We start from the raw sequence: 13,553 nt of genomic DNA on the forward strand, positions 1-13,553 counted from the left end.
AACATACCATCGTCAAGCAGGGAGGAAAAGCATAAGCTGTGAAAAATCTAAGAATAATCTTACTAAAAACACATCAGATGAGGTGCTTTTGAATACTCCATCACGATTCGAGAAGTTGTGCCTCTGCGAAAGCAAATAAACTGTCTTTCTCATTCTTTTCTTTAAAGGTATTTATCCAAGCTTGATGTGCTTCCAATTCACTTTCCGTTGGAAAAATGAGTGGAATATCGTGCTGGGAATTTTGATTGAGATGGCTATTTTGTGTGTTTGCTACTTTTTGCTGTTGTTGATCAAGGTGCAAGCTCACCTGGCCACCAGTCATCGCAAGATAAACATCTGCCAAAATCTCCGCATCGAGCAATGCACCGTGGAAAGTACGGTCACGAGGCGGAATTTCATAACGCTTGACGAGAATGTCTAGGGAATTCTTTTGCCCAGGGTGTTTGCGTTTTGCAATGGCAAGTGTATCGGTCACTTTGCAGACAGCTGAAAGCTTTTTGTCTAAAGCACGTTCGAATTCTGCATCTAAGAAGTTTATATCGAAGCTTGCATTGTGCGCAACGATCTCTGCACCTTCGAGATAAGCGAACAGGGTGTCTGCGATTGCAGCAAATTTAGGTTTGTCTTTGAGGAACTCATCGCTGATACCGTGAATATTTTCAGATTCGCCCACTGGTTTTTCAGGATTGATATAGATGTGAATCGAGCTACCAGTGAGCTTGCGGTTGATCATCTCAATTGCGCCAACTTCGATGATACGGTCACTGTCTTGATAGTAAAAACCTGTGGTTTCCGTATCGAGTATGAGTAGTCGCTCACCAACTTGTGGATTGGTGGTTTCAGTGATTTTAATATGCACATTTTCTGTAATCTGAGCTTTGATCTCAGCTTTTGGCGTGCTAATTATACTTTCATCGGAAATTTCATCAATTACTTCTTCTACTTCTTCTAAATGATCAGATTCTTCAGACAAATCAGCTTCTTCAGTTAAATCAGCTTCCTCTGTTGAGTCTGTCGCATCTAATCCAAAAGGATCATCGAGCAACCAATCGGATTCAGTCACTTTTTTTTTATCATTACTTTTATCGCTTTGTGAACTAGGTGTTGATTGAAGAGAATCTACACCTTTGTTTGCCAGTTGATCGGCACGTTCATTGCCTTCATGACCTGCATGACCTTTGATCCAATGCCAATCGATTTCACGCCCTTGTGTGACTTCATCGAGTGTTTGCCAAAGGTCAGGATTTTTCACATCCTTCCAATTTTTCGCTTTCCAACCTGTGATCCACTCGGTGATGCCACGTTTGACATAGTTGGAATCGGTATAGATAGTCAGCTGTGCAGAGCGAGGACAAGCTCGAATGCCTTCGATCGCTGCGGTGAGCTCCATGCGGTTGTTTGTGGTATCTTCTGCACCACCAAATAGCTCTTTTTTGCCTTGCTCTGGGTCAATGATGTATGCACCCCAACCACCCTTCCCGGGATTGCCTTTGCATGCACCATCAACATAAAGTGTATATTGTTTATGCAAGGTTGAAGAGGGAGTAGAAGCGTTTGTAGAAGAATTGACCATACGAACCAAAATAAGCGTGAGTGCGATATAAAGAATTGGCTTAAATCATGCTATGTTCGAGCTAAAAGTGCAAGCCACATTGTTGTATCCTGTGGTGTAAGCGCGTGCGCAATGTGCAGACGCTTGCAGAATATGGATTAAATTTCTTGTAACATTTGCGATCTATGCGTTACATAAAAGGGCATTGTAATCAGTTGAGGGTTTACTACAATGCTGTGTTTAACCTTTTGGACTTTAGTCTAAAGAAATTTGTTTTTTAGTGTTTTTTGACACATGAAAACCGTGTTAAGTGTAAGTCATAAATAGAGTTTTGTTTTATCACACTAGAATAGTGAATCTAGTAATAAACATTTCACCATTAATATTTTGGATTGTTTTATGTTGAATGCCACCCCGATGATTTGGTCTACCACTATTAGCCGTTCTTTTCGATTATCAATCATTGCGACTGCTATCGCTTCATTGGGTGCATTAACTGCATGTAGCTCTACACCTCAAAAGGCGTCTGTGAGCAAAACAACCACAAATGTTGCTGATGATGAGTTGCTTGATACTGACAGTTTTGATTCCTTAGAAAATTTGTTGTACGCAACAGATATGCGTGCTGTGGAAGGCGATAGATTGCTGATTCTGCGTCATGGTGATGTATGGAAGCGCATGACCGTTGGCTTCAAAATGAATCTCAATCTTTACAATCCACGGATTGAAGCCCAGCGTGGTTGGTTTATTACTCGTCAGCCGTATTTGGATCGGTTGAGTGCACGTGCCAGTCGCTATATTTATTACACAGTCAAAGAAGCTGAGCGTCGTGGTATCCCAACTGAACTTGCGCTATTACCTGTGATTGAGAGCTCATACGATCCAGCTGCGACTAGTAGCGCAGCAGCGGCAGGGATGTGGCAGTTTATTCCAAGTACAGGCAAGATCTATGGTCTGCGTCAGACAGATTTGTACGATGGACGTCGTGATGTGGTGGAGTCTACTCGTGCTGCCTATGAATATCTCAGTAGTTTATACAATCAATTCGGTTCATGGGAACTTGCCTTAGCCGCCTATAATGGTGGTCCGGGACGAGTGCAACAGGCGATCAATCGTAACAAGGCTGCTGGTCTAGCTACCGATTTTTGGTCATTAAAACTACCAACTGAAACCATGAACTATGTGCCTCGTTTCTTAGCTGTTGCACAAATCATCAAAAATCCACATCAATATGGCGTGTCATTGCCACCGATCGCCAATCGACCACACTTTCGTGAAGTCACGATTCCCGGTGCGATTGACTTAAATGAATTGTCTAGCATCTCAGGAGTCAGTCGTGGTGAGCTTTATGCACTGAATCCGGGACACCGTGGCAACTATACCGATCCATTTGCGCCAAATCGAATTCTCATTCCAAATGAAGTGAGTGCAAGTGTCGATACCAAAATTGCCAAAATGAAAACGGTATCAGGCTCAGGTGGTTTGTGGGCGGGTGGTAGTGCGCCATTACCAACACTGAAAAGTGCCAACACACCGTCATTACAATCTTCTGTATTGGTGACACGTAGTCCAAGCGAACTACCAAACTCAAGTGCGATTGCTAAGCAACAAACAAGCACGCAAAAGGCAACGACAGCAACCACACAAGCTACAACAAATAATTCTGCAATAAAAATCACGACTTCAAGCAGTGCAACAGCACAAAACACCACAGTTGCAACAGCCCCTAAGTTTGAAAAACAATCTACACCAAAAGGTTCGAATGCTTTAGCAAGTTTTGCATCCGATGCCTATGTGCCAAGCGCACCACGACTACCTGTGTCGATCACTCCGAGCACAGCAGTGAAGCAAATCAATCTCGAACCACCAATCTCAGAAGTTGAAAAACAAGCGATTGTTGCTGAGCAAGCAGAGCAGACGGCGAAGACCACTGCTCAGACTGCAATGCAGGTTGAAAAAATAGCAGAGCAACAACCAAGTGAAGCGGTAAAACAACAAACTGAGGTTGAGAAGCAAAAAGTCATCGCAGAGCTTGAGAAAATTGCACCGAAAGGTACAGAGATCGTTGATCCATTAGATGGTAAGATTCGCCTCACTGCGATCCAAAGTAGTCAATCTATCGCAGAGCAAACAGGTCAAGATGTTGAGATCAATTACGCCATTCCAAAAGCGGTGGCTGAGGCAGAGCTTGCGGCAAAAAGCAAAGATGCTGAGCTGAACCGAGCAAAACCAATCGTAGAAACCAAAAACGAAGTGGTCGTAGTCGCACCAAAGGGTAAACGTGAGATTTACTCTGTGAAATCTGGCGATACATTAGCTATAATTGCGACGCGTTTTGGTGTGAATTGGCGTGATATTGCAGAGTGGAATCAAATCAGCGCAGAGCGCCCACTGTATGTCGGTACGAAGCTATATCTCTATGATGTAAAACCGCCTGTTGAAAAGGTTGAGCAAGCAAAAGCGCCTGAGCGTTATACTGTCCGCGCAGGAGATAGTTTGACCAATTTGGCAAACCAGTATCAGCTCAATCTACGTGATGTGGCTGCATGGAATGATTTAACACCGACCAGTTATTTACGTATCGGTCAGCGTATTACCTTAGTAGAACCAAAAGACTTTAAAGCAAAAAATCAGCAAGACAATTCTCGAAAAGACAGTGCGCAAAAAGGCGATACTCAAAAAGAGAACAGTAAAAACGCTGAAATAAAAACAGTAGAATATCGTGTCAAACGTGGCGAATATCTCAAGCAGATTGCAGATCGTTATAAGATGAGCACGACTGAGTTGGCAGCGCTGAATCCTGATTTGAATGCAAGTAGTGGGTTGTTGGTTGGTCAGCGTATTCGTGTGCCTGCGAATCAAAAAGTTGAGCAATCAACATCAAATACGTCTCAAAGCGAAACGGCAAAAGACGCTCAAAACCAAACTAACAGTTCAGCCCAAACTACTAGTTATACCGTGGTTGCAGGGGATTATCTAAGTAATGTCGCAACGAAGCATAAAATCAGTTTGGCGGAATTGGCGAAATTAAATAACTTAAAAACTAATAGTCAAATCTATGTTGGTCAGAAGCTACAAGTCCCAGTTATTGAAGAAGCTGTAAAACCTGCACCAACAAGCTCCAAACGACCGAGCACTTACCAAGTGCAAAGCGGCGATACACTGATCGCTGTAGCGGATAAGTTTGACTTGTATGTTAAAGATTTGGCGCAGATGAATGATATTGCCACTAATGCTATGTTACGCCGTGGGCAAGTATTAAAGCTACAAGCCGATGCAGATGCTTCAAATTCAGCTTCTGATACTACTCACAAAGATGTAAAAAATGCAAAAACCAATGAAGTACAAGCTGAAAGTGAAAGCACAGCAAACTTCAAAGGTGCAACAGAAAGCTATACCGTGCGCTCGGGTGAGTCATTAACGGCAATCTCTAGTCGCTATGGCATTACCAATGCAGAGCTTGCAGGCTTAAATAATATCTCCAGTCGAGCAAGTCTTCGTGTTGGGCAAAAGCTCAAGGTGCCAAAACTGACGCAAAGCTATCAAGTGAAACGTGGTGATAGTCTAATTGCACTTGCACGTAAGTATGGTGTCACGACCGAAGAGCTTGCTGAAATGAACGATCTTAAAGCGAATGCACAGCTTCAACTTGGACAAAGCCTCACAGTGCCAAATAACTAATTTGAAATATGGTTTTGGCATGTGGTTTTCTATTTTTACTTTAGCATTTTGATGTTAATGGTTTGATTTTAGTGTTCTGATTTTAGTGTTTTGACTTTAGGACAAAGTAATCTAAAGTGAATTACCATTTTGCATTGCAGAAAAACAACCACAGGAAATGTCATAGGGAGTGTGTATGGGTTTTCAGGTTAAAGGCTTTAAAAGCTTAAGTGCTCAGACTAAAGGCTTTCATTTAAAAGCTTTTCAGGCATCTTGCTTTTTTCTCGGCATGGCATTTCTCGGTACAAGTGCAAGCCTGAGTCATGCCACAGTCCAGACGCTGAACTATGTCAGTTTAGATGCCAAACCTGCTTATGCCAATGCCAAAGTCTTACCTTATGCTAATGCTAATGCGCCTAAGGGTGGCATGATTACCTATCCTGCAACAGGCACATTTGATAATTTTAATAGTGTCAATGGTAAGGGTACAGCAGCCGATGGTCTGCAATATCTATACGACAGCCTCATGTCGAGCTCACTGGATGAACCGGGTGTGATGTATCCACTGCTTGCCAAGAGCGTGACCTATGATCCTGATCAACCGAAAACTGCAATTTTCCATCTTGATCCACGTGCCGAGTTTAGCGATGGTTCACCACTGACTGCTGAAGATGTGGTATTTACCTTTAAAAAATTACTAACCGAAGGTGCGCCTGGGATTCGGATTTATTTTTCTGAAATTGAAGATATTCAAGCCACTTCAAAACATGATGTAAAATTTATTTTTAAAACCAATGACAATAAAGAAATGCCACTGATCGTATCTTCGGTGAGCATATTTTCCAAAAAATATTGGCAGGGCAAAGACTTCACCCGAGTGACTTCACAAGCACCGCTCGGTAGTGGTCCATATGTGATTGACCGTGTGGAGGGTGGTCGTACCATTAGCTATAGACGCAACCCAAACTATTGGGGCAAAGACGTGATGGTTAATAAAGGTGCGAATAATTTTGATCGGATTAAATTCGTTTATTACCGCTCATTAGATATTGGTTTTGAAGGTTTTAAAACAGGGCAATATACCGCACACACTGAATATACTGCACGACGTTGGGTCACTGAATATGACTTCAATGCGGTGCAAGCAGGACTCATCAAAAAAATAGAATTTCATCATCAAAATCCTGTGCCAACCCAAAGTACCGTGCTGAATACACGACGTAAAGTTTTAGATGATATTTATTTCCGTCAGGCGTTGAGCTATGCCTACGATTTTGAGTGGATGAATAAGGCATTGTTTTATGGGCAATATCAGCGTTTACAAAGCTATTTTGCCAATAGTGAGCTTGAAGCCAAAGGCAAACCATCTCCTGCTGAGCTAAAGGTTTTACAGCCGTATTTCAAAACCATGCACCCATTGATCAAACACGGTATTATGCGAGATTGGAAAAATCCTGTATCCGATGCCAGTGGTTTCAACCGCTTTAATTTACTGGTTGCTCGGCATATGCTTGCCAATCAAGGCTACAAAGTGAATAAAAAAGGGCAGTTATTGGATAAGCAAGGCAAGCCGATTGCATTTGAATTGCTCATTCATCAAGATGGTTTGCAACGCACCTTGATGCCATTTGTTCGTAATGCCAAAAAACTCGGTATTGATATTACCGTGCGTCAAGTCGATGTGCCGCAATATATCGAGCGTAAGCGTAATTATGACTTTGATATGACTACAGATGTGTTGCCACAATCACTCAATCCGGGTAACGAGCAAGGACGGTTTTGGAGCAGTACAGCAGCCGATGAAGTGGGTAATTATAATTTTTCAGGGATAAAGAATCCTGTGATAGATGCACAGATAGATCGTTTAATTCGCTCGCCAAATCGTGAGCAACTCGTGACTAATACACGTGTCTTAGATCGCATGCTCCGTGCAGGCTATTATCATATTCTTAGCTACGGAAAGGGCAGTGAGTGGTATGCGGTTTGGGATATGTTTGAACGACCAAAACGAGAACCAAAGCTAAATGTTGGCATGCAATATTGGTGGATTGATGCGAAAAAAGCAGAGAAAGTCCAACAGTATCTGCGTCGTCAATCTTAATCACACAGACCTGAAAATTTAAGGAATTGAGCATGGATTTTAGAAAGGAATCGCAATGACTACCTATATTTTAAAGCGTCTGTTACTGATTATCCCGACCTTATTTTTGATATTGTTGATCAACTTTGCCATCGTGCAAGTCGCACCAGGTGGGCCAGTTGAGCAAGCGATTCAACAAGCGGAAAACATGCAAGGCATGGGCATACAGGGCGGTGCAGAAACGGCATCAGTGGATAGCAACTATCAAGGTGCACGTGGATTAAGTCCTGAAATGGTCGAAGAAATCAAGCGCCAATATGGTTTCGATAAACCTGCGCATGAACGCTTTTGGTTGATGCTCAAAGGCTATTTGACTTTTGATTTTGGTACCAGTTTTTTTAAAGATAAACCTGTCACACAGCTCCTTTATGAAAAATTACCTGTCACCATATCACTTGGACTATGGAGCACTTTACTGATTTATTTGGTGTCGATTCCACTTGGCATTAAAAAAGCCAAACAGCATGGTATGGTTTTTGATAAAAGTACCTCACTATTACTTGCGGTAGGCTATGCGATTCCGACCTTTGCTTTTGGTGTATTACTGCTTGTGTTTTTCGCAGGAGGCAGTTATTGGCAATGGTTTCCGCTACAAGGTTTAGTCTCAGAAAATTTTGCGCAACTTGGCTTTTTTGCCAAAGTTAAAGATTATTTTTGGCATATGGCATTGCCACTTTTAACCATGGTTTTGGGTGGTTTTGCAGGATTAACTTATTTAACAAAGTATTCCTTTATGGAAGAGCTGAATCGACAATATGTGCTCGCCGCTCGTGCCAAAGGTTTAAGTGAAAATCGGGTGCTGTATGGTCATGTATTTCGAAATGCGATGTTGATTGTTATTGCGGGTTTGCCTGAGGCATTGATCGGAATTTTCTTTGTTGGCAATTTATTTATCGAGATTATTTTTAATCTTGATGGCATTGGTCTATTGGGTTTTGAGGCGATTACTCAGCGGGATTATCCTGTGATTTTCGGCACTTTGTTTTTGTTTACTTTACTCGGTTTAGTTTTGCGTTTAATTAGTGATGTGATGTATCAAGTGATTGATCCTCGAATCGACTTTGAAACACGAGGAGCGAAATAATGTCACCACTGATGCAGCAGCGTTGGGCTCGCTTTAAGAAAAATAAACTCGGTATGTTTTGTTTGATTGCCTTTGGCATTATTTTCGGATTGTCACTTTGTGCTGAGCTGATTGCCAATGATAAGCCGATCGTAGTGTCGTATAAAAGCGACCTGTATTTCCCTGTGTTTAAGCACTATCCAGAAACCACTTTTGGTGGTGTCTTTGAAACCGAAGCAGATTATAAAGATCCAGTCGTTCGTGGCTTAATTGAAGCAGATGGCTGGACGCTGAGTCCTGTGATTCCATTTTCTGCAGAAAGTCCAAATATGGATTTGACCGTGCCTGTCCCATCTGCGCCGACCAGTCAAAATTGGCTCGGTACGGATGAGCAAGGGCGTGATGTATTGGCACTGATCATTTATGGTTTACGGATTTGTTTGTTGTTTGGGATTTGTCTGACGGCTGCATCGGCGGTACTTGGCATTGCGGTAGGTGCGATTCAGGGTTACTACGGTGGTTGGATTGATTTGCTTGGGCAACGTGTGCTTGAAGTGTGGGGCGGTTTGCCTGTGCTATTTATGGTGATTATTCTGGTCAGTATGTTTAGCCCAAGTGTGTATTGGCTATTTGCGATTATGCTTTTTTTTGGTTGGACAGCGTTGGTGGGCTTAGTGCGTGCGGAGTTTTTACGCGCACGTAACTTTGACTATGTGCGTTCGGCGCGTGCGCTCGGTGTGTCAGATCGCAAGATTATTTTTCGGCATATTTTACCCAATGCGCTCAGCTCGACCATGTCACAGCTACCGTTTATTTTGACCGCAAATATTACGGCACTGACGGCTTTGGATTTCTTGGGTTATGGCTTGCCACCTGATAGTGCCTCGCTAGGACAACTGCTTGAGCAAGGCAAGACTTATTTAGATGCACCGTGGCTTGCTATTTCAGGCTTTGCGACCTTAGCGATTGTGTTGTCATTACTGATTTATATCGGCGAAGCGACACGTGACGCATTCGACCCAAGACAGCACTGAGGACTTCATAGCATGACAAATACAACTGAAGTGAATCGTGATGATTTCAAACAAGACGATCTAAAAAGTGATGATTTTAAAAAAGATCACCTAAAAGCCGACAACCGTGTGCTACTACTCGATGTGCAACAACTGACCATTCAAACAAAGCAGGGCAAGCAAACGCAGACCTTGGTTGAAGACTTAAACTTACAACTACATGCAGGCGAAACCATTGCACTGGTTGGTGAAAGTGGCTCGGGAAAATCTATCAGTAGCCTTGCTATGATTGGTTTATTGCCTGATCAACTCAAAGTCACAGGCAAATTGAATTTGCATCAAACTGATTTTTCTCACAGTAAAAATCTCCTGCAACTGAGCGACAAACAGCTTCAACAGATTCGTGGTCGAAATATTGCCATGATTTTCCAAGAGCCAATGACGGCACTGAATCCATTACACCGTGTAGAAAAATTGGTCGGGGAAATTTTACATCTGCGTGGTTTATCCAAAGCTGAAGTGCGTGAGCGAGTTTTAGCATTACTCACCGATGTCGGGATTAAAGAGCCTGAACAAAAGCTACGTCGCTTCCCCCATGAGCTGTCTGGCGGACAACGGCAACGTGTGATGATTGCGATGGCATTGGCGCAAGACCCAGCCATTCTCATTGCCGATGAACCGACCACAGCACTCGATGTTACCCTGCAAGAGCAAGTGCTGAAACTGCTCAAAGATTTACAAGCAAAGCGTCAGATGGCAATGATTTTGATTAGTCATGACTTAAAACTCATCGGGCGTTATTCTGATCAAGTGATCGTGATGCAAAAAGGACAAATCAAAGAACAAGGTGCAACGGCAGAGATTTTCACCAATCCGCAAGATGAATATACCCAAAACCTATTAGATCATGATTTTGGTACAGCGCTAGAAACTGAAAATGAAAATACCGTGCTCACGCTAAAGGATGTACAAGTCCGTTTCCCGATCAAAGCAGGTTTGCTGAATCGAGTGAAAGATTATGTGGTGGCGGTCGAGCCATTGTCATTACAACTCAAACAAGGTGAATGTATTGGTATCGTCGGTGAAAGTGGCTCAGGCAAAACCTCATTGGCGCTCGCCATTGCTCGCTTGATTGATAGCGAAGGGCAAATTCAGCTCGATGAGTTACAACTCGATCAACTCTCTGAAAAGAAACTGCGTCCATATCGTCATCAATTCCAAATCGTCTTCCAAGATCCGTTCAGTAGTCTGAATCCTCGCTTGAGTGTGGGGCAGATCATCGGTGAAGGCTTAGAAATTCAAGGTTTAGCGGCATCAGAGATTCAACAGCGCGTGGCGCAGGTATTAACCCAAGTTGATTTGCCGACTGAGTTTGCCGAGCGTTATCCGCATGCGTTATCGGGTGGTCAACGTCAACGTGTTTCTCTAGCACGTGCACTGATCCTTGAGCCGAAATTGATTATTTTGGATGAGCCAACTTCTGCACTAGATCGAACCACACAACGTTCGATGGTGAAGTTGTTACGAGATTTACAAGAAAAAATGAATCTCAGCTATTTATTTATTAGTCATGATTTAGCTGTCGTACGTGCTTTGTCACAGCGGATTTTAGTCTTGCATCATGGTAAAGTGGTGGAGTTTCAAGAAACAAATCAACTGTTTGCCAATCCTCAAACCGATTATACCAAAGCATTGCTTCAAGCGAGTTTACTGACTAATTAAAAGATAAAAGAGCTTTATTGGGTGCGCAATATCAATACGATGACGCTGACGTTCAAGTGAACGTCTTAAAATGATATTGACATTATTTCTGCTTATCTGTAGTTTTTGACATACTAAATTGTCAACTTTATAGTCGAAGTAGCAGATTCTAAGTACTTTGACTATACGATATAAATTTTTGAAAGGATTTCCCATGAGCACGCAAGTTCAGCTACAAGACCGTTTAACTATTCGTGGCATCGAGTTTAAAAACCGTATTATCAAAGGTGCGATGAGTGAAGCACTTGCCAATGACGCAGGGCAACCGAATCAAGACCTCGTGTCACTTTATAATCAATGGGGCAAAGGTGGTTTGGGCTGTGCGATCACAGGTAATGTCATGGTCGATGCACGTGCTAAGAATGAACCAGGTGTCGTTGTCCTTGAGAATGAACGTGACTTAACCCGAATGAAGCAGTGGGCAGAAGTTGGTAAGCGTCATGGTATGGTGCAACTGATCCAACTGTCGCATCCAGGTCGTCAGTGTCCGCGTGGTTTGAATAAAGAAACTGTTGCACCATCTGCCGTGCCATTTAGTTCGGCATTATCGACTACATTCGGTACGCCACGTGCGCTCAGCGAAGTTGAGATTTTAGATATTATCCGTCGTTTCGGTGAATCGGCTCGTCTTGCCAAGAAAGCAGGTTTTGAAGGCGTACAATTGCACGGCGCACATGGTTATTTGATTAGCCAATTCTTATCACCACTGACCAATCAACGCCAAGATCAGTGGGGCGGAAGTATTGAAAACCGTATGCGTTTCTTGCTTGAGATTTATAAAGAAGTGCGTCAACAGACTGGTGATGACTTTATCATTGCAGTAAAAATGAACTCAGCAGACTTCCAACGTGGTGGCTTTAGCGAAGAAGATGCGATTACTGTGGCAAAGGCTGTAGCTGATGTAGGGATGGATTTGATTGAAATCTCAGGTGGTACCTATGAAGCGCCTGCAATGGCGGGTGCTAAAGCCAAACAGCGTAAAGAAAGCACTATTGCACGTGAGGCATATTTCTTAGAATTTGCGGAAACCATTCGTGAGCATGTCAGTTGCCCATTGATGGTGACTGGTGGCTTCCGTACTGTCAAAGGCATGAATGATGCACTGGCAAGTGGTGCATGTGACTTTGTTGGGATTGCTCGTCCATTTGGCGTAGAACCTTATTTGCCAAATCAATTGATGCGTGGAGAAGATGTAAAATACGCAGTGAAACCAATTAAAACAGGCATCAAGCCTTTGGACAAAATGGCGATTATGGAAATCGTTTGGTATGCAGCGCAGTTTAAAACTATTGCAGATGGCAAACAACCAAATCCAAACTTATCACCACTGAAAGTGTTATTTAACTATTCACGTCGGAATATTAAAACCGTGCTCACTGGTAAGCTAAACTCACGTAAATCGGCTTAATTTTAAGGGATTGTGGTACATAAGGTTAAATCTTAGTCCATTACAACAAGGTATTGAATTATTGTTTTGGACTACCATATTCAATCTGAACCTTGCGAAGCAGTACATCTCATCTTCAATAAACAAAGGAATGCATTTCGGTCGATACTATTGTATCTTATTAACACTCTTTTCGCCTAATTCTAGTAATTTTCTATTCCATTAATGTGATTTTACCCACCTGCAAAATGATTAAAATCTACCACATCAAGTGCATTATAACTGTGCCATTGATCTGTATACGTAATGCTGTCAGGTGGTATTTTATTTGAAATTACAGGTATTAACCTAATGGACTTTGTATCGAAATAATTACTGTATACAGTTTGCTACTTCACTTTAATAAGCAAGATAAAATGGTTTTCACTTGCTTAGCAGTGCTATTCAAACCATGCTAATGCTTTCCTTTATGGGCACCTCTGAAATAACATTCATAGAATGCAATCTGACAATCAATAAACTCTTTGGCATCATTGGTCAAGGTAATACATGATTACTTGGCGAACTTTTCTATAAAACAAAGTAACAGAATTAGGTTGAACACTTAATAGATCAGTTGTTGTCCTACCGTGGATGCAGTGCTTCCACTCTTAGCTACAAAAAGACTCTAGTAACTTTATTTGAGTTTTACTTAATTTACATCGAGTTATCTTTATAAATGTAGATTATATTAGTGCTAATCAACTACAGCCCTAATTTAATTAGCATTGTTACTATAAATACAGCAACTATTCGCCGTATTTTGTGCTATTAAGCTCATAGGATAAGTAATAGAGTTGATTAAAAGTTATACATTTAACTTTAAAAAACATACTTATATCTTGTAAAGTAGTTGGGATGCTGTAGAATGCGCACCTACCGGCGGGGATGTGGATAAAAACTTGTTGATTAACAGTTATTTAGCTTGATGGTTAAAT

Annotated in this window: 7 protein-coding genes; 6 read left to right on the top strand and 1 reads right to left on the bottom strand. The window is 42.1% G+C overall.

What is annotated here, in order from left to right:
• Window positions 1-100: 100 nt before the first annotated feature.
• Window positions 101-1,573, bottom strand: a complete 1,473-nt coding sequence (gene dnaQ, locus MKI79_RS09035) for a DNA polymerase III subunit epsilon (protein ID WP_407651615.1) — start codon at window positions 1,571-1,573, stop codon at window positions 101-103.
• A gap of 378 nt (window positions 1,574-1,951) precedes the next feature.
• Here dnaQ and MKI79_RS09040 point away from each other — a divergent pair, with 378 nt between their 5' ends.
• The 6 genes from MKI79_RS09040 (at window position 1,952) to MKI79_RS09065 (ending at window position 12,597) form a co-directional block, all read left to right on the top strand.
• Window positions 1,952-5,233 (top strand): LysM peptidoglycan-binding domain-containing protein, encoded by a 3,282-nt coding sequence (locus MKI79_RS09040; protein WP_241572368.1) that lies wholly within the window; start codon window positions 1,952-1,954, stop codon window positions 5,231-5,233.
• A 268-nt stretch (window positions 5,234-5,501) separates the two neighbouring features.
• Complete coding sequence (locus tag MKI79_RS09045) at window positions 5,502-7,313, top strand: extracellular solute-binding protein (RefSeq protein WP_241572400.1); 1,812 nt, start codon at window positions 5,502-5,504, stop codon at window positions 7,311-7,313.
• A 55-nt stretch (window positions 7,314-7,368) separates the two neighbouring features.
• Entirely contained in the window at window positions 7,369-8,436 is a 1,068-nt protein-coding gene (locus tag MKI79_RS09050) for a microcin C ABC transporter permease YejB (protein WP_241572371.1), read from the top strand.
• On the top strand, window positions 8,436-9,449 hold the full coding sequence (locus MKI79_RS09055) for an ABC transporter permease (protein ID WP_241572374.1): 1,014 nt from the start codon (window positions 8,436-8,438) through the stop codon (window positions 9,447-9,449). Before MKI79_RS09050 ends, MKI79_RS09055 begins: the two co-directional genes overlap by 1 nt.
• 12 nt (window positions 9,450-9,461) lie before the next feature.
• The gene (locus MKI79_RS09060; protein WP_241572385.1) at window positions 9,462-11,150 is read left to right on the top strand and encodes an ABC transporter ATP-binding protein; all 1,689 of its coding nucleotides are present in this window, start codon (window positions 9,462-9,464) and stop codon (window positions 11,148-11,150) included.
• Between the two features lie 193 nt (window positions 11,151-11,343).
• Window positions 11,344-12,597, top strand: coding sequence for an NADH:flavin oxidoreductase/NADH oxidase family protein (locus MKI79_RS09065; RefSeq protein WP_241572388.1), 1,254 nt, complete (start codon window positions 11,344-11,346; stop codon window positions 12,595-12,597).
• Window positions 12,598-13,553 lie beyond the last annotated feature (956 nt).

The sequence above is a fragment of the Acinetobacter sedimenti genome, assembly GCF_022601685.1.
GTDB lineage: Bacteria > Pseudomonadota > Gammaproteobacteria > Pseudomonadales > Moraxellaceae > Acinetobacter > Acinetobacter sedimenti.

Bases quoted from the DNA above. Each gene is read 5' to 3' on its own strand.
- dnaQ (WP_407651615.1), bottom strand. From the start codon at position 1,573: ATGGTCAATTCTTCTACAAACGCTTCTACTCCCTCTTCAACCTTGCAT.
- MKI79_RS09040 (WP_241572368.1), top strand. From the start codon at position 1,952: ATGTTGAATGCCACCCCGATGATTTGGTCTACCACTATTAGCCGTTCT.
- MKI79_RS09045 (WP_241572400.1), top strand. From the start codon at position 5,502: ATGGCATTTCTCGGTACAAGTGCAAGCCTGAGTCATGCCACAGTCCAG.
- MKI79_RS09050 (WP_241572371.1), top strand. From the start codon at position 7,369: ATGACTACCTATATTTTAAAGCGTCTGTTACTGATTATCCCGACCTTA.
- MKI79_RS09055 (WP_241572374.1), top strand. From the start codon at position 8,436: ATGTCACCACTGATGCAGCAGCGTTGGGCTCGCTTTAAGAAAAATAAA.
- MKI79_RS09060 (WP_241572385.1), top strand. From the start codon at position 9,462: ATGACAAATACAACTGAAGTGAATCGTGATGATTTCAAACAAGACGAT.
- MKI79_RS09065 (WP_241572388.1), top strand. From the start codon at position 11,344: ATGAGCACGCAAGTTCAGCTACAAGACCGTTTAACTATTCGTGGCATC.